Origin of the sequence: Streptomyces sp. NPDC001822 (assembly GCF_042892135.1) — a bacterium.
In the GTDB taxonomy this organism is placed as follows: domain Bacteria; phylum Actinomycetota; class Actinomycetes; order Streptomycetales; family Streptomycetaceae; genus Streptomyces.
The window spans coordinates 51,844-67,912 of sequence record NZ_JBIATW010000001.1 but is presented as its reverse complement, the minus strand read 5'-3'; the positions used below and the strand labels follow the sequence as shown (position 1 = coordinate 67,912).

At 71.8% G+C, this 16,069-nt stretch carries 15 protein-coding genes and 1 pseudogene; 6 read left to right on the top strand and 10 right to left on the bottom strand.

Annotated elements, in window-relative coordinates:
- Nucleotides 1-128 precede the first annotated feature (128 nt).
- Nucleotides 129-869: a MerR family transcriptional regulator gene (locus ACFYY2_RS00335; protein WP_388735051.1), complete on the top strand. Its 741-nt coding sequence runs from the start codon at nt 129-131 to the stop codon at nt 867-869.
- Between the two features lie 21 nt (nt 870-890).
- Here ACFYY2_RS00335 and ACFYY2_RS00330 read toward each other — a convergent pair whose 3' ends face one another.
- From ACFYY2_RS00330 to ACFYY2_RS00315, 4 genes are all read right to left on the bottom strand, one after another.
- Entirely contained in the window at nt 891-3,062 is a 2,172-nt protein-coding gene (locus ACFYY2_RS00330; protein ID WP_388735049.1) for a 3-hydroxyacyl-CoA dehydrogenase NAD-binding domain-containing protein, read from the bottom strand.
- Nucleotides 3,063-3,093: 31 nt separating this feature from the next.
- Nucleotides 3,094-4,308, bottom strand: a complete 1,215-nt coding sequence (locus ACFYY2_RS00325) for an acetyl-CoA C-acetyltransferase (protein ID WP_388735048.1) — start codon at nt 4,306-4,308, stop codon at nt 3,094-3,096.
- Nucleotides 4,309-4,344: 36 nt separating this feature from the next.
- Nucleotides 4,345-5,487 (bottom strand): acyl-CoA dehydrogenase family protein, encoded by a 1,143-nt coding sequence (locus ACFYY2_RS00320; protein WP_388735046.1) that lies wholly within the window; start codon nt 5,485-5,487, stop codon nt 4,345-4,347.
- Between the two features lie 72 nt (nt 5,488-5,559).
- Nucleotides 5,560-6,711 (bottom strand): CaiB/BaiF CoA transferase family protein, encoded by a 1,152-nt coding sequence (locus ACFYY2_RS00315; RefSeq protein ID WP_388735044.1) that lies wholly within the window; start codon nt 6,709-6,711, stop codon nt 5,560-5,562.
- 207 nt (nt 6,712-6,918) lie between these two features.
- On the opposite strand from ACFYY2_RS00315, the gene ACFYY2_RS00310 reads away from it, so the two are divergent.
- Nucleotides 6,919-8,109 (top strand): saccharopine dehydrogenase family protein, encoded by a 1,191-nt coding sequence (locus ACFYY2_RS00310; RefSeq protein WP_388735042.1) that lies wholly within the window; start codon nt 6,919-6,921, stop codon nt 8,107-8,109.
- 35 nt (nt 8,110-8,144) lie between these two features.
- Here ACFYY2_RS00310 and mmpA read toward each other — a convergent pair whose 3' ends face one another.
- The 3 genes from mmpA to ACFYY2_RS00295 all read right to left on the bottom strand — a co-directional run bounded on the left by mmpA (nt 8,145) and on the right by ACFYY2_RS00295 (nt 10,265).
- Nucleotides 8,145-8,291: a morphogenic membrane protein MmpA gene (gene mmpA / locus ACFYY2_RS00305; protein WP_388735040.1), complete on the bottom strand. Its 147-nt coding sequence runs from the start codon at nt 8,289-8,291 to the stop codon at nt 8,145-8,147.
- A 101-nt stretch (nt 8,292-8,392) separates the two neighbouring features.
- A complete protein-coding gene (locus ACFYY2_RS00300; protein ID WP_388735039.1) occupies nt 8,393-9,070 on the bottom strand; it encodes an endonuclease V in 678 nt (225 codons plus the stop codon).
- A gap of 97 nt (nt 9,071-9,167) precedes the next feature.
- A complete protein-coding gene (locus tag ACFYY2_RS00295; RefSeq protein WP_388735037.1) occupies nt 9,168-10,265 on the bottom strand; it encodes a WD40/YVTN/BNR-like repeat-containing protein in 1,098 nt (365 codons plus the stop codon).
- 189 nt (nt 10,266-10,454) lie between these two features.
- Here ACFYY2_RS00295 and ACFYY2_RS00290 point away from each other — a divergent pair, with 189 nt between their 5' ends.
- The 4 genes and pseudogenes from ACFYY2_RS00290 (at nt 10,455) to ACFYY2_RS00275 (ending at nt 13,486) form a co-directional block, all read left to right on the top strand.
- Nucleotides 10,455-10,871 (top strand): SsgA family sporulation/cell division regulator, encoded by a 417-nt coding sequence (locus ACFYY2_RS00290; RefSeq protein ID WP_388735035.1) that lies wholly within the window; start codon nt 10,455-10,457, stop codon nt 10,869-10,871.
- A gap of 89 nt (nt 10,872-10,960) precedes the next feature.
- Nucleotides 10,961-11,320 (top strand): annotated as a pseudogene (locus ACFYY2_RS00285) (hypothetical protein); the annotation flags it as partial.
- Between the two features lie 119 nt (nt 11,321-11,439).
- Complete coding sequence (locus ACFYY2_RS00280) at nt 11,440-12,414, top strand: acyl-ACP desaturase (protein ID WP_388735033.1); 975 nt, start codon at nt 11,440-11,442, stop codon at nt 12,412-12,414.
- Between the two features lie 178 nt (nt 12,415-12,592).
- Nucleotides 12,593-13,486 carry a chitosanase gene (locus ACFYY2_RS00275; RefSeq protein ID WP_388736736.1) on the top strand — a complete coding sequence of 298 codons (894 nt, stop codon included), beginning with the start codon at nt 12,593-12,595 and terminating at the stop codon, nt 13,484-13,486.
- 95 nt (nt 13,487-13,581) lie between these two features.
- Here ACFYY2_RS00275 and ACFYY2_RS00270 read toward each other — a convergent pair whose 3' ends face one another.
- The 3 genes from ACFYY2_RS00270 to ACFYY2_RS00260 form a co-directional block, all read right to left on the bottom strand.
- The gene (locus tag ACFYY2_RS00270; RefSeq protein ID WP_388735031.1) at nt 13,582-13,836 is read right to left on the bottom strand and encodes a WhiB family transcriptional regulator; all 255 of its coding nucleotides are present in this window, start codon (nt 13,834-13,836) and stop codon (nt 13,582-13,584) included.
- Between the two features lie 77 nt (nt 13,837-13,913).
- Nucleotides 13,914-14,705 carry a VOC family protein gene (locus tag ACFYY2_RS00265; protein WP_388735029.1) on the bottom strand — a complete coding sequence of 264 codons (792 nt, stop codon included), beginning with the start codon at nt 14,703-14,705 and terminating at the stop codon, nt 13,914-13,916.
- A gap of 254 nt (nt 14,706-14,959) precedes the next feature.
- Nucleotides 14,960-15,949: a multicopper oxidase domain-containing protein gene (locus ACFYY2_RS00260; protein ID WP_388735027.1), complete on the bottom strand. Its 990-nt coding sequence runs from the start codon at nt 15,947-15,949 to the stop codon at nt 14,960-14,962.
- Nucleotides 15,950-16,069 lie beyond the last annotated feature (120 nt).

Here is a 16,069-nt window from a genome sequence, read left to right as displayed (position 1 = left end):
TGCGGGCCATTTTCACAACAATGGTGAGACAGCAATACTGTTGCATCTGGTGACGCACGGTCTGCCGGGTGCCGGAGGGAGACCCCGGAGTCCCGGCGGGCAGGTGCAGCGGCTACGAGGGAGCAGACATGGCGACCGGGACCGAGGAGCCGACGCTGACCGTCGACGAACTGGCGGCGCGCGCGGGGGTGACGGTGCGTACGGTGCGCTTCTACAGCACCCGGGGACTGCTGCCGCCTCCCGTCATCGGCCCCCGGCGGGTCGGTCACTACGGCCACGCGCACCTGTCCAGGCTGGCCCTCATCGAGGAGCTCCAGCACCAGGGCATGACGCTCGCCGCCATCGAGCGCTACCTCCAGCAGCTTCCGCCCGACCTGAGCGCGCAGGACCTCGCGATCCACCGCGCGCTGGTGGCCTCGTGGGCCCCGGACTCCGCGGAGGACATGGAGCGCGCCGAGCTCGAACGACGCGCGGGCCGGACGCTCGACGGCGAGGACGTCGAGCGGCTGACGGCCATGGGGGTGCTGGAGCCCCCGGAGAGGCCCGGGGGGCCGCTGAGGGTGGATCCGGGCCTGCTGCGGCTCGGGGTGGAACTCCTGGACGTGCCCATCGCCCACGAGACGATCCTGGCGGCGCGCACGGTCCTGCTGGAGCACACCAGGTCGGCCGCCCAGGAGCTGACGCGGCTGTTCCGGGACGAGGTGTGGAACCCCTACCGGGAGCGGGAGTCCGACCCGGAGCACGTGAAGGCGATGAAGTCCCTCTCCGCCCACATGCAGCCAATGGTGCTGCAGGCGCTGCTGACCGCCTTCCAGCGGTCGCTGAAGGAGGAGCTGCGGGCCGCGTTCACCGCCGGGGAGCAGGGGTGAACACGGCCCGCGGAAGCGACGTCAGTCGTGGAACGTCTCGCCCCCGGCCGCCTTCTCCAGGAGGAGTTCCGGCGGCAGGAAGCGGTCGCCGTAGCGTTCGGCCAGTTGCCGGGCGCGCGCCACGAAGCCGGGCAGTCCGCCCTCGTAACCGTTGATGTACTGGAGCACACCGCCGGTCCAGGCGGGGAAGCCGATGCCCATGATGGAACCGATGTTGGCGTCGGCGACGGTCGTCAGGACGTTCTCCTCCAGGCAGCGGACGCTGTCCAGTGCCTCGGCGAAGAGCATCCGCTCCTTCATGTCCTCGAACGGGATCTCGGCGTCCCGGCGGGTGAAGTGCTCGCGGAGCCCGGGCCACAGGGCGCCCCGGCCGCCGTCCTCGCCGTACTCGTAGAAGCCCGCTCCCCCGCTGCGGCCCGGCCGCCCGAACTCGTCGACCATCCGGTCGATGACCTCGTCGGCCGGGTGCGTGGCCCAGGTGCCGCCCGCCTCCTCGACGGCGCGACGGGTCTCCTCGCGGATCCTGCGCGGCAGGGTGAGCGTCAGCTCGTCCATGAGGGAGAGCACCTTGGCCGGGTAGCCGGCCTGCGCCGCCGCCTGCTCGACCGACGCGGGCTCCACGCCCTCGCCGACCATCGCGACACCCTCGTTGATGAAGTGGCCGATGACACGCGAGGTGAAGAAGCCGCGTGAGTCGTTGACGACGATCGGGGTCTTCTTGATGCGTCGCACCAGGTCGAAGGCCCGCGCGAGGGCTTCGGGCCCGGTCCTCTCGCCCTTGATGATCTCGACGAGCGGCATCTTGTCGACCGGCGAGAAGAAGTGCAGCCCGATGAAGTCCGCCGGTCGTTCCACGCCTTCGGCGAGCACGGTGATGGGCAGCGTCGAGGTGTTGGAGCAGAGCAGCGCGTCGGGCTCGACGATGCCCTGGATCTCCTCGAACACCTTGTGCTTGAGCGCGGTGTCCTCGAAGACGGCCTCGATGACCGCGTCGCAGCCCGCGAGGTCGGCCGGGTCACCGGTCGGGGTGATGCGCGCCAGCAGCCCGTCGCGCTTCGCCTCGGTCGTACGGCCGCGGGACAGCGCCTTGGCCAGGAGCTTCTCGCTGTACGCCTTGCCCTTGGCGGCGGCCTCGGTGGACACGTCCTTGAGCACCACGTCGATCCCGGCGCGCGCGCAGGAGTAGGCGATCCCGGCCCCCATCATTCCGGCGCCGAGGACGGCCACCTTGCGGACCGGCCTCTCCGGGATGCCCGCGGGGCGGCTGGCACCGGAGTTGACGGCCTGGAGGTCGAAGAAGAACGCCTGGATCATGTTCTTGGCGACCTGGCCGGTGACCAGCTCGGTGAAGTAGCGGGCCTCGATGACCTGCGCGGTCTCGAAGTCGACCTGCGCGCCCTCGACCGCCGCGGCCATGATGTTGCGGGGCGCGGGCATGGGAGCGCCGGCCAGCTGCTTCTTGAGGTTGGCGGGGAAGGCGGGCAGGTTGGCGGCGAACTTCGGGTTCGACGGGGTGCCGCCGGGGATCCGGTAGCCCTTGACGTCCCAGGGCTGCCGCGACTCCGGGTTGGCGTCGATGAAGGCACGGGCCTTGCCGAGCATCTCCTCACGGGTGGCGGCGAGCTCGTGGATCAGGCCGTTCTCCAGGGCCCGCCCCGGGGTGTACTGGGTGCCCTGGAGGAGGACCTTCAGCAGCGCGTCCGCGATGCCCATCAGCCGCACGGTGCGGGTGACACCGCCGCCCGCGGGCAGCAGACCGAGAGTGACCTCGGGCAGGCCGATCCGGGACCCCGGGGAGTCGAGGGCGACGCGGTGGTGGGCGGCCAGCGCGATCTCGTAACCACCGCCGAGAGCGGCTCCGTTGATCGCGGCGACGACCGGCTTGCCGAGGGTTTCGATGCGGCGCAGCGACTTCTTGATCGCGATGCCGGCGTCGAAGGCGGCCTGGGCGTTGTCCGGGCCGATCCGGACCATGTCCTTCAGGTCGCCGCCGGCGAAGAAGGTCTTCTTGGCGGAGGTGTAGATAATGCCCCGGATGGAGTCCTTCTCGGCCTCCGCGCGGTCGGCGACGGCCGCGATGGAGTCCCGGAACGCCTGGTTCATCGTGTTGGCGGACTGGTCGGGATCGTCGAGTACGAGGGTGACGACGCCGGTCTCGTCCTGTTCCCAGCGAATGGTCGTGCTCTCGGTCATTTGCTTGTCTTCTCCGTAGGAAGGGGAACGGTCAGAGACGCTCGACGACGGTGGCGACGCCCATGCCGCCGCCGACGCAGAGGGTGGCGAGGCCGTAGCGCTTGTCCTGACGCTCCAGCTCGTCGATGAGCGTGCCGAGGATCATCGCGCCGGTCGCGCCGAGGGGGTGGCCGAGCGCGATGGCGCCGCCGTTGACGTTGACCTTGTCGAGGGAGAGGCCCATGTCGCGCACGAAGCGCAGGACGACTCCGGCGAACGCCTCGTTGATCTCGACGAGGTCGATGTCGTCGATGGTGAGCCCGGCCTTGGCCAGTGCCTTGCGGGTGGCGGGGGCCGGCCCGGTGAGCATGATGGTCGGCTCGGAGCCGGAGACGGCCGCCGAGACGATCCGGGCGCGCGGGGTGAGTCCGTAGCGCTCGCCGGTCTCCTTCGACCCGATGGCGACGAGGGCCGCGCCGTCGACGATCCCGGAGGAGTTGCCCGCGTGGTGGACGTGGTCGATCTTCTCGACCCAGTGGTACTTCTGCAGGGCCACGGCGTCGAAGCCGCCCATCTCGCCGATCGCGGCGAAGGAGGGCTTGAGGCCGGCGAGCGAGTCCGCCGTGGTGCCGGGGCGCATGTGCTCGTCGTGGTCGAGGACGAGGAGGCCGTTGCGGTCCCTGACGGGGACGACGGAGCGGGCGAAGCGCCCCTCCTTCCACGCCGTGGCGGCACGCTCCTGCGACAGCGCCGCGTACTCGTCGACGTCGCGGCGGGAGAAGCCCTCGATGGTGGCGATGAGGTCGGCGCCGATGCCCTGGGGGGCGAAGCCGGTCTCGAAGCTGGTCATGGGGTCCATGGCCCAGGCTCCGCCGTCCGACCCCATCGGCACGCGGGACATCGACTCGACGCCACCGGCGAGTACGAGGTCCTCCCAGCCCGAGCGGACCTTGGCGGCCGCGAGGTTGACCGCTTCCAGGCCGGAGGCGCAGAAGCGGTTCTCCTGTACGCCCGCCACGGAGTCCGGCAGCCCGGCGGCGATCGCGGCGATACGGGCGATGTCGGAGCCCTGGTCGCCCAGCGGACTGACGACGCCGAGGACGATGTCGTCGACGGCCGCCGGGTCCAGGTCCGGGAAGCGCCCCCGGATCTCGTGGATGAGGCCGACGACGAGATCGATCGGCTTGGTGCCGTGCAGGGCGCCGTTGGCCTTGCCGCGCCCGCGCGGGGTGCGGATCGCGTCGTAGACGAATGCTTCGGTACTCAAGGCAGCTGCCTTTCGGGGTCGGTGCTGGGCGGAAGGTCAGGCGAGCAGGGAGCGGCCGATGATCTCCTTCATGATCTCGGTCGTCCCGCCGTAGATGGTCTGGATGCGGCCGTCGGTGAAGGCCTTCGCGACCCGGTACTCCGTCATGTAGCCGTAGCCGCCGTGGAGCTGGAGGCAGCGGTCGGCGACGCGCTTCTGCAGTTCGGTCGCCCACCACTTGGCCATCGACGCGTGCACGGCGTCGAGCGTCCCCTCGGAGTGGTCGACGATGCACCGGTCGAGGAAGGCCCGGGTGACGGCGCATTCGGTGGCCATCTCGGCGATCTCGAAACGGATGTGCTGGAGCTTGGAGAGCGGACGTCCGAAGGCCTCGCGCTCCTTGACGTAGGCGGTCGTGATCTCCAGGAGGTGTTCGGCGGCGGCGATGCCGGCGACCGCTATGCCCATGCGTTCCTGGGCCAGGTTGGTCATGAGGTGCAGGAACGCTCCGTCGCGTTCGCCGAGGAGGTTGTCCTTCGGGACGCGTACGTCGTCGAAGAACAGCTCGGCGGTGTCCTGGGACTTCTGGCCGATCTTGTCCAGGTTGCGGCCCCGCCCGAAGCCCTCGGCGCCGCGTTCGACGACGAGCAGGGAGAGCCCCTTCGCGCCGCCCTCGGGTGTCGTCCTGGCCACGACGACGACGAGGTCGGCGAGGATGCCGTTGGAGATGAAGGTCTTCGAACCGTTGAGGAGCCAGTGGTCCCCCCTGTCCTCCGCCGAGGTGCGGATGCCCTGGAGGTCGGAGCCCGCGCCCGGTTCGGTCATGGCGATGGCGGTGATGGTCTCGCCGCTGCAGAAGCCGGGCAGCCAGCGGCGCTTCTGCTCCTCGGTGGCGAGGCCGGTGAGATAGGGGCCGATGATGTCGTTGTGGAGTCCGAGCGCGAGGCCGGAGACCCCGGCCCGGGTGAACTCCTCGGCGAGCACCGCGCTGTAGCGGAAGTCGGTGGTGCCACCGCCCCCGAACTCCTCGGGCACGGCGAGGCCGAGGAGCCCCTGGCGGCCCGCGGCGAGCCAGGCATCGCGCGAGACGATGCCGTCCCGCTCCCACTGCTCGTAGTGCGGGAGGACCTCCTTCGCCAGGAAGGTGCGGACCGTCCCGCGGAACGCCTCGTGTTCTTCGGTGAAGATCTGCCGTTGCACTTCAAGCCCCCTGGAGCCAGTTCTTGACGGTGGAGATCGGGCACGCCGGACGGGGTCCGGCGGAGCGTTCCATCAGCGGGCCGGTTCCCTCCCGTGCGCCCGCAGGCCCGGCAGGTCCCAGTCCTGGGCGACCGCCTCGGTGTCCGCCCCCGGCAGCGCGGGTCCGCTGCGGACGGACCCGGGTGTCACGGAGAAGCGGGGCGCCGGTGCGGGCTGGGTGAGGCCGCCGTGCTCCACATAGGTGGCCCGGGCGGCGAGGTGGGGGTGGCCGGGGGCTTCGCGGAGCGAGAGGACGGGGGCCGTACAGGCGTCCGTGCCCTCGAAGACCTCGGTCCACTCGGCGCGGGTCCGGGTGCCGAACCGGTCGGCGACGCGTGCGCGCAGCGCCTCCCACTGTCCGAGGTCGTCGCGGTCGGGCGCGTCGTCGCCGAGTTCCAGGAGCGTGGCGAACTCGTCGTAGAACCGGGGCTCCAGGGGCCCGACCGCCATGTACTGGCCGTCGGAGGTCTCGTAACAGCCGTAGAAGGGGCACCCGCCGTCGAGGAGGTTGGCGCCGCGCCGGTCCTGCCAGCCGCCGGCCGCCAGCATGCCGTGGATCATCGTGGCGAGGTGGGCGGCGCCGTCGACGATCGCGGCGTCGACGACCTGACCGGTTCCCCCGGGCGTGCGGGCGTGCTGGAGGGCGGCGAGCACGCCGACGACGAGGTAGAGCGAACCGCCCGCGTAGTCGCCGACGAGGTTGGCCGGCACGGTCGGCGGCCCGCCGGGCCCGCCGATCATGGACAGGGTGCCGCTGAGCGCGATGTACGCGATGTCGTGCCCCGCCCGGTCGGCCAGCGGCCCGTCCTGGCCCCAGCCGGTCATCCGCCCGTACACGAGCCGGGGGTTGCGTGCCAGACAGGCGTCGGGCCCCACCCCGAGGCGCTCCGCGACGCCCGGACGGTAGCCCTCGATCAGCACGTCCGCGCGCTCGGCGAGGTCGAGCACCCGCGCCGGCCCGTCCTCGGCCTTGAGGTCGACGAGGACGGAGCGCTTGTTGCGGTTGGTGAGGTCGAACGCCGGATCGATGCCGAGCACCGAACCTCCCGGGCGGTCGACCCGCACCACATCGGCGCCGAGGTCGGCGAGGAGCATCGCGGCGAACGGACCCGGGCCGATGCCCGCCAGTTCGACGACGCGCACCCCGGTCAGTGGGCCCTGCGACCCCGGCCCTGTCGTTGTCATCAAGCCCCCAGCGGTATGACACAACTGATGTAACATCGATGATGCTAAGAATCGGCCGCACTCCGCACAACCCTTTTGGCCGAGCAAGCGCTTAGTACTTTCTCCACGGGATCCTCTCGCACCGAAGCCCTCCCGGCCGTACGGCGCCACGAACGCCTCGGCTACCCTCTGCCTGCCACACCGGCACCGGCCCCCGCGGAGGCACTCATGAACAGGCAGAACGGGGCAGAACGCCCCTATGACGTGGTCCTTTTCGGAGCTACCGGCTTCGTGGGGGCACTCACCGCCGAATACCTCGCCGCCCACGCACCGCGCGGCTGCCGCTGGGCCCTGGCGGGCCGCAGCCGCACCAAGCTGGAACGGCTGCGCGACCGGCTCGCCGCGGACCATCCGCACTGCGCGGACCTCCCGCTGCTGACGGCGGACGCCGACGACGGCGAGGCCCTGCGCGAACTCGCGGGCTCGGCCCACGTGGTGGCGTCGACGGCCGGCCCGTACGTCTGGTACGGCGAGAAGCTGGTCGCCGCCTGCGCGGACGCGGGCACGGACTACGCGGACCTCACGGGCGAGGCAGAGTTCGTCGACCGGATGTACCTGGAGCACGACGCCCGGGCTCGCGAGACCGGCGCCCGCCTCGTGCACGCCTGCGGTTTCGACTCCGTGCCCCACGACCTCGGCGTCTACTTCACGGTCCAGCAGCTTCCCGAGGGCGTGCCCCTGACCGTCGACGGTTTCGTACGCACCGACGCCGTGTTCTCGGGCGGTACGTTCGCCTCCGCCCTCACCGCCATGGGGCGCGGCCCGCAGATGCTGCGCGCCGCGAGGGAACGCCGGCTGCACGAACCGCGGCTGGTCGGCCGCCGGGCCCGCGCCCCGCAGGGGTCACCGCACTTCAGCCCGGAGACGGGCACCTGGGCCCTGCCGCTGCCCACCCTGGACCCGCGCGTCGTGGAGCGCTCGGCGCGGGCGCTGGAGCGCTACGGCCCCGACTTCCGCTACCGGCACTTCGCCTCGGTGAAGCGTCTGCCCGCGGCGCTCGGCGGCACCGCGGCCGTGGGCCTGCTGCTGGGAGCCGCGCAGATACCGGCGGCGCGGAACTGGCTGTCGGCGCGGGTCGAGCCCGGCACGGGCCCGGACGAACAGCGCAGGCGGCGCAGCTGGTTCACGGTCCGCTTCGTCGGGGAGGGCGGCGGGCGCCGGGTGTTCACCGAGGTGTCCGGCGGTGACCCGGGCTACGGCGAGACGGCGAAGATGCTGGCCGAATCCGCGCTCTCGCTCGCCCTGGACGACCTGCCGGCGACGTCGGGCCAGGTCACGACTGCCGTGGCGATGGGCGACGCGCTCCTGGAGCGACTGCGGACCGCCGGACTGCGCTTCCGGGTCGCGGCGGTGCGCTGACCGCCGGCGGGGCGGGCGGCGCGGCATCCCGGGGGTCAGCTCATCCAGGACGCCAGCGTGACGACCATGGACACGGTCCAGGCGGCTCCTGCGAGGACGCCCAGGGTCATGCCCACGGCGATGCCGCGCTGGGAGAGACGTACGGTTCCGGTGCTCATCTGCGGTGCGTGGTGGTCGATCATGTGTACCAGCCTGCCCCTGATGTTCGACGAAGAACATCCGTACATGTACTCAGTTGGCAACAGAACCGCCTCACCCCTGCCCCGGCCCGCCGGAGCCGGCGTCAGCCGGCCGCCTCCCGGAGGGCGGAGCGGCAGAGCGCGTCGGCCCGGCGGGTGGTCTCCGGCTGCCGGAACTCCCGGGCCAGCGCGAGCGTGTGGGCGCACGCCCGGTCCAGATCCGTGCGGTGGCCGACGGAGACGAACACGGGCTTCGTGCCGTCCTGCGTGCGCACGGCGCGCCCCACCTCCTCGTCCCCGTCCAGGAGCGAGGTGAAGTCGCCCCGCAGCGGCCCCGGTTCCTCGTGGCGGAAGGTGAAGGGGTTCTTCGCCACCCCGATGACGGGGAGGCCGGTGAGGACGCCGAGGTGGCTCGCGAGGCCGAACCTGCGCGGGTGGGCCCTCCCGTATCCGTCGCAGACGACGAGCCCGGGATCCACGGGCAGGCCCTCCAGCGCCGCCAGCACCGCCGGGAGTTCCCGGAAGGCGAGGAGCCCCGGGACGTACGGAAACGTCACACGGCCCCGGGCGGTCGACTCGGCGACCACCTCCAGGGTCGCGGCGTCCAGGGTGACGGCTGCCGCGACCACCAGGTCCCGCCCGTCGTCGTAGGCCACGTCGACCCCGGTGACCAGTCCGGTCCCGGGCGGCGGTCCCGGCTCGTCCAGCACCACGCGGGGCCGCAACGCGTCCTGTACGGCGCGGGCTTCGGCCTCGTCGGCGGGCATCCGGAATGTCGTCATGGCGGGTCAGTCTAGGGACCGCCCCTTGAGGCGGCCGGAGCCCGGCAGGCCGGTTCGCCACCGGCCGGCAACGCACCGGCCGGCGGCGCCCCGCCTCTCACCGTCCCGGATGCCCGAGCCGCGCGACGCGTCCCTTCTCGCCCGAGGCCCAGCAGCCGCCGTCTGCGGCGCAGTCCACGGTGTCGTACGAGCCGCTGTCCACGGTCCGCCAGGTGTGCCCGCCGTCGTGGGTGACATCGGTGCCGGTGGGGCCGACCGCGAGCGCCGACCGGCGGCTGTGCGGCAGCCACGCGGCACCGGAACGGTAGGCCGGCGGCGGGGTGGTGGCGCGCTGCCAGCTCCGTCCGGCGTTCCCGGTGACGGCCGCCGCGTCCGGCGATGCCTGGCCGGCCCTGTAGTCGCCGCCGACGGCGATGCCGTGGGCCCGGTCGCGGAAGGCGAGACCGAACACCCCGCGCGCGGGGTCCCCGGCGGGGATGCCCGGCCGTGCCTCGGTCCAGGTCAGCCCGCGGTCCCCGGAGTGCAGGATCCTGGCGGTCGCCGCGCCGCCGGTGGCCAGCCAGACGTCCCGGCCGCCCGCGCTGACGAGACACTGGCCGCTCGCCGCGAACCCGGCCTCGCCCGGCTGCGCGGCCGGCATCCCGGCAGCGGGCAGGACACGCCAGCTGCGGCCGCCGTCCGCGGTGGACAGGATGCGGAACCTTCCGTCCACCGGGTCGCTCATCGCGAGCCCGTGGCGGCTGTCGAAGAACGTCAGACAGTCGTAGAAGGCCCGGGAGTCGGTGTTGCGGAAGGACTCCGTCCAGGTCTTCCCCCCGTCGCCGGTGCGGAAGACCCGGGACGCCTCGCCCTCGCCGATGGCCAGGGCGACCGCCCTGCGCCGGTCGAAGGCCTCGATGTCACGGAACTCCAGACCGTCCGCGCCGGCCGGCGACACGTCGCGCCAGCGCTTCCCGCCGTCCTCGGTGCGCAACACCGTGCCCCCGGACCCGGCGGCCCAGGCCGCGTCGCGGTCCACGGCGGCGAGGCCACGGAACCGTGCGTCCGCCCCGGTGGGGGTGAGCTCCCACACGGGGGCCCCATGACGGCGCTTCACCTCCCCGGCCTGCGCCGACGGCGCGGCGAACGCGGTGGCCACCGCCGCCCCGCAGAGTCCCAGTGCCACCAGAAGTCTCGTCCTGCGCATGGCCCTCATGGCGCTGGAAGCTAACCCACCCCGCTTCGGGCGTCCAGGGTGCGCGGCGCGAAACGGGGCAGTCGACCTGAGGGAGGGCGCGGCCCGGCGGTGACGCAGCTCACGCTGCCGGGCAGTGCACGGACGGAGGTGTTCCGTCGTCTACTCCAATGGCGGGAGCCGTTCGTCCGAGGCGAGAGGGAGCAGGTCTTGTCCAGCGTTATCGAGCAGTCCGTGCAGGCCCGCATGGTCGCGTCCGCGCCGCGGATGGAGACCCTGCCGGCCACTCTGCACTACGACCGCGGCGACCCCTTCGCCGTCCGCATGGCGTTCCCGGCACCCGCGACCCTCGAAGGCACCGAGGTCTCCTGGGAGTTCTCCCGGGAACTCCTCACCACGGGGATGGACGCACCCGCGGGCGTCGGCGACGTCAGGGTCCGGCCGTTCGGATACGACCGCACGGTCCTGGAGTTCCACGCCGTCGAGGGCATCGCCATGGTGCACGTGCGGACCTCCGAGCTGCGCCGCTTCCTGAAGCGCGCGCAGGAACTCGTCCCGGTGGGAGACGAGTACCGGTTCCTCGATCTCGACGGCGATCTGACGGATCTGCTCGGCGGAGCCGGCTGAGGCGGGGACCCGGCCGGAATCGGTTGCGGGCCCGCGGCGGCCGCTCGTAACGCCGTCGGAGTCCTCGTCGTCGGAGTCCAGGTCATCTCCTGTTCGGAGCCGAGCGCGCGGACCTGCCGACGGGGACGCTGTCAGGAGGGGGAGCGTCTGCGTGCCACACTGGCGGCGTCGCCGCTCGCCGGGCCGGCTCCTCGACTCCTCCTGCCGGACGAGCCGACGAACGGTCTCGACCTGTGCGGCGTGCGTCGGCTGACGTCGGCCCTGGAGGCGTACGAGGGGGCGTCGTCGTGGCGAGCCACGACGTCCCCTTCCTCGACTCGCCGGGGATCACCCGATTGCTGCTGCTGGACGACGGCGGCCCTTCAAGGACATCGGTCCGCGACGGGCGTCGGGAGCCGGAGCGTGAGAGGACCGGCTTGTCGCCGTCACACGCCCGCGACCTGCACTGATGACCGTACGTGAGCGAGCACTGCGAGGACCGGGCTTGGCTCCGGCCTTACCGTCGCCTTAACCTACGGTCACGTAACCTACGAAGCCGTAGGTAATTCTCCCGTCCCCAGGAGCCCCCGTGACGATCACCTCTCCCCACCTCGGCAGTTCGAAGGCGTGGACAGACGCCCAGCTGCTGTACGCGCTGGAGGAGGTGGTGGAGAAGGAACTGAACCGCCATCTCAAGGTCGCCAAGGCGTGGATGCCCCACGAGTACGTGCCGTTCTCCGACGGCCGCAACTTCCCCGGCGTCTTCGAGGACGGCGAGGCGTGGGAGTCCGGCCAGTCCAAGGTCACCGACATCGGGCGGATCGCCCTCGTCGTGAACCTGCTGACCGAGGACAACCTCCCCAGCTACCACCACGAGATCGCCTCCCTCTTCGGGCGCGACGGCGCCTGGGGCACCTGGGTGCACCGCTGGACGGCCGAGGAGGGCAGGCACGGCATCGTGATGCGTGACTACCTCCTCACCTCCCGCGCCGTGGACCCGGACAAGCTGGAGGAGTTCCGCATGGCGCACATGGCGGAGGGCTTCGAGTCCGACAACCGCCACTCCATGCTGCACTCCGTCGCGTACGTCGCCTTCCAGGAACTCGCCACCCGCGTCTCGCACCGCAACACCGGCCACCAGTCGGGCGACCCGGTCTGCGACCGCATGCTGGCGCGGATCGCGACCGACGAGAACCTGCACATGGTCTTCTACCGCAACCTGCTGGCCGCGGCGTTCGATCTCGCGCCGGACCTCACGATGGAGGCCGTGCGGGACGTGGTCGTCAACTTCCGGATGCCCGGCCACGGCATGCCCGGATTCGAGCGGGCCGCCGCGCAGATGGCGATCGGCGAGATCTACAACATGCGCATCCACCACGACGACGTGATCCAGCCCGTACTGCGTTACCTGAAGGTGCTCGACATCGACGGTCTCGGCCCCGAGGGCCTGAAGGCCCAGGAGGAGCTCGGCCTCTACATGAGCGGTCTGGACAGCGAGGCAGCGAAGTTCGACGAGAAGCTGGCCGCGCGCAAGGCCCGCCTGGCGGCCCGCGCCCAGGGCTGACGGCGGGCGCGGGCCCGACGGGCTTCCGGACCGGTCCGCTCCTGGTCCGCAAGCCGCTCCCCCACCGCGCGGCGAGAGGCGGCGCACGCTCCTGCGTGCGCCGCCTCTCCGGCCTTGCCGCCCGCGGCCGAGCCACCCCCATGACCTCACCGAACGTATTCTTGTGCGCGTGAAATCCGTGACGCGTCTTGTCCTCTTCGGTGCGCCGATTGCCATCGTCGCCTCGATCGTGCTCAACAGTGGTGACTCCGAGCCGCCCACCGTAATCCGGCAGGCCGCCACCGGGGCACCGGACGCGGACACCGGGACGACCCGCGCGGACGACAAGACCGACGAGGACGCGGAGCGGATCGCCTCGCTGCCGCCCGGACTCGCCGCTCCCGCGATGAAGGAGACCGCGGCCCGGCTGGTGTCCAGCGCCGAGGCGTCCACCCTGGACTGGCGCAGCAGGTACGGGGCGATCGACGACATAGGCGACGGCACCGGCTACACGGCGGGGATCATCGGGTTCTGCTCCGGGACCAACGACATGCTGCAGCTGGTCGAGTCCTACACCGAGGACCGTCCGGACAATCCGCTCGCCCGCTTCCTCCCGGCCCTGCGCGAGGTGGACGGGAGCGACTCGCACGAGGGGCTGGACCCCGGCTTCACCGACGCGTGGCGCGAGGCCGCCGACGACCCGGCGTTCCGGGAGGCGCAGGACCGCACGCGCGACAGGCTGTACTTCGAGCCCGCGGTCAGGCTGGCGAAGACGGACGGTCTCGGCACCCTGGGCCAGTTCGTCTACTACGACGCGATGGTGCTGCACGGGCCCGGTGTCGAGGCCGACGGCTTCTACGGCATCCGCGACGCCGCGATGGCGTCCGCGGACACGGTCGCGGAGGGCGGCGACGAGAAGGCGTACCTGAACGCCTTCCTCGACGAGAGCAGGTCGGCGATCAAGGCGCGGAAGGTGCAGCGCGACACGACCCGGATCGACACCGCGCAGCGGGTGTTCCTGCGCGAGGGCAACCTCGGCCTGGAGAAGCCGCTGGTGTGGCAGGTGTACGGCGAGACCTTCCGCATCGGCTGACGGGCCGCCGGCGGCCCGGCCGTGCCCCCTGTCACCGGAGCCGGTCGGCGCCGTCCGGGACCCAGCGCACGGAGGTGCCCGGACCCGGCCCGCGGTCAGCTCGCGTCGCGGCGGCCTCTGCGCAGCCGCTCCCGCTCCTTCTCGGAGAGCCCGCCCCAGACGCCGAAACGCTCGTCGTGGGTGAGCGCGTATTCGAGGCAGGCGGTACGGCCCTCGCAGGCGTTGCACAACTGCTTGGCCTCGCGGGTGGAGCTCCCGGGTGCGGGGAAGAAGAACTCGGGCCCGGCCTGGGCGCACAGCGCCGTCTCCTGCCAGGGGAGCTCTTCGGTCGTCATGGTGTTGATCGGCATGACGCACACGGTGCCCTGTCGCGATAAACAGGCGATCAACGATCGCTCGACGTCCGCGTCGACGCGGACGTGCGCGGTCAGGGCATCGGCGCCGGCTTGATGATCGCGAACGCCGCGCCCGCCGGGTCGGCGAGGGTGGCGATCCGGCCGACCTGCTGGATGTCGGTGGCGGCCCTGATCACCGCGCCGCCCAGGCGCTCCGCGTCGGCGACCGTCGCGTCGGCGTCCTCGACCGCGAAGTACGGCAGCCAGTGCGGTCCGGCCGCGGCCCGGTCCTTCGCCTCGTCGAGGGCCACGAGCCCGCCGAACGACGAGGTGTCGTCCTCGGTTCCGGCGGGACGGATCATGGTGTACGAACCGCCGGGGAACTGCATCGCCCCCGTCTGCCACCCGAAGACGGTGTGGTAGAACGCGGCGGCCGCGGGCACGTCGGGGGTGTAGAGCTCGGTCCACACCAGTGCGCCCGGCTCCATGATCATGCCGAGGCCGGTGTTCGTGCCGGGCTGCCACACCCCGAAGTAGGCGCCCGCGCTGTCGGTGAAGCCGCCCATGCGCCCGTAGTCCAGCACGTCCATCGGAGCGAACGCCGCCCTGCCGCCCGCCAGCTCGACCGTCCGCGCCGTGGCGTCGGCGTCGGGTGTCTGGAAGTAGACGGACCATGCGGGCCTGCCCTGCTCCCTGGTCACGGTCATGACGCCGGCGACCGTCCTGTCCCTCAGCCGGTACGTGCCGTACCCACCGGTCTCGGGGCCGCCGGGCACCAGGTCCCATCCGAAGAGCCCCTGGTAGAAGGCCGTGGCCTCGTCGATGTCGGGCGTGCCCAGGTCGATCCAGTTGGGGGCGCCGGTCTCGAAGGACGGGTCGAGCATGGTGTGCTCCTCGGGCGTGTCACGTGTACCCGCGCCTCGGGGCGCAGGTCTTCCCACCCCTTCCGAGTCTTGCACCGGGCGCTGACAACCGCAGCCCCGCCGCCGCCCGCACCCCGCAGGTGCGGGCGGCCGCCCGTCGCGGGTCCGGGACCGCCGGCGCGGGCCCGCCGAGGGTCCGGGACCCGCCGGCGAGTCCCGAGCCGGCCGCCGTCAGGACCGCACGGGACGGGAACGCGCCGGCCGCGCGGCCGGCCTCAGTGCTCGTGCTGCTCGGCCGCTCCCGCCGCGTGGTGCGGCGGGTCGTATCCGGGGACCGTGCCGTCGGCCTTGGCGACCAGCAGCAGCCCGGCCATCCCCATGTCGGAGTGGCTCTGGACGTGGCAGTGGTACATCCAGGCCCCCGCCCCCACGTGTTCGCCCGCGATGACCTGGAAGCCGAACGACTCGGCGGGCCCGCAGATCTTCGTGTCGACGACCCGGCTGGGGTCGTCCGGGCCGGTGAGCAGGCCCGTCCTGTTGTCGGCCCACCGGTGCCCGTGGATGTGGAACGTGTGGTAGTACTCACCGTGCGTGATCATCACGACCTCGACACGGTCGCCCACCGTCGCCTCGAAGTTCGGGGCCTCGTGGGCCGACTTGTTGTTGATCGTCATGTCGTTGAAGACGATCGTGATCGTCTTGTCCGGCAGGATGTCGCCCTTCCGGCGCACGACGAGCGGCCCGTACAGGCCCTTGCGGATTCCCCCGCTGCCGTGGTCCGTGCCGACGACGTGGTCGTGGTAGTGCCAGTAGCCCGCGCTGCCCGCCTGCCAGGTGCCGTCCTTGCGGCGGCCGGGGGCATGCGTGCGCCAGGTGTAGGTGCGCGTGCCGCCGGGTTCGACGTGGCTGCGGTTCATGCGGGTGCCGTCACTGGCGATGTCGTAGTCCACGCCGTGGACGTGGAGGCTGACGTCGACGTCCGTGGTGTTCTCGAATTCGATGTGCAGCGTGTCACCCTCGACGATCTCGATGAGCGGGCCCGGGACCGACGCCTTGCCCTTCTCGAAGCCGTAGCCCATCGACCCGTCCGCCAGCTTCTCCGCGTACAGCTTGAGATGGCGTACGGCGCCTCCGGCGGGCGCGGTCTTCGCCGGGTTCTCCGCCGAGGTGGCCTGGACCGCTCCCAGTGACATCGATGTCACCCCGGTCGCCGCCGCAACGCCGCCGCCCACGAGCATCCGGCGGTTGAAGGTCCTTCGGTCCATCTCGAACTCCCCACTGAAATACGGAAACTGACGCACTGAACCCCCTGGACGGCCCACACCGTAGCCGGGGGATGCTCGTTTATCCACACTCAGGACAAAGTTCGTTCGATTGCTGCCATA

Coding starts and splice junctions, on each gene's coding strand:
- ACFYY2_RS00335 (WP_388735051.1), top strand. CDS start 129: ATGGCGACCGGGACCGAGGAGCCGACGCTGACCGTCGACGAACTGGCG.
- ACFYY2_RS00330 (WP_388735049.1), bottom strand. CDS start 3,062: ATGACCGAGAGCACGACCATTCGCTGGGAACAGGACGAGACCGGCGTC.
- ACFYY2_RS00315 (WP_388735044.1), bottom strand. CDS start 6,711: ATGACAACGACAGGGCCGGGGTCGCAGGGCCCACTGACCGGGGTGCGC.
- ACFYY2_RS00310 (WP_388735042.1), top strand. CDS start 6,919: ATGAACAGGCAGAACGGGGCAGAACGCCCCTATGACGTGGTCCTTTTC.
- mmpA (WP_388735040.1), bottom strand. CDS start 8,291: ATGATCGACCACCACGCACCGCAGATGAGCACCGGAACCGTACGTCTC.
- ACFYY2_RS00300 (WP_388735039.1), bottom strand. CDS start 9,070: ATGACGACATTCCGGATGCCCGCCGACGAGGCCGAAGCCCGCGCCGTA.
- ACFYY2_RS00295 (WP_388735037.1), bottom strand. CDS start 10,265: ATGAGGGCCATGCGCAGGACGAGACTTCTGGTGGCACTGGGACTCTGC.
- ACFYY2_RS00270 (WP_388735031.1), bottom strand. CDS start 13,836: ATGCCGATCAACACCATGACGACCGAAGAGCTCCCCTGGCAGGAGACG.
- ACFYY2_RS00265 (WP_388735029.1), bottom strand. CDS start 14,705: ATGCTCGACCCGTCCTTCGAGACCGGCGCCCCCAACTGGATCGACCTG.
- ACFYY2_RS00260 (WP_388735027.1), bottom strand. CDS start 15,949: ATGGACCGAAGGACCTTCAACCGCCGGATGCTCGTGGGCGGCGGCGTT.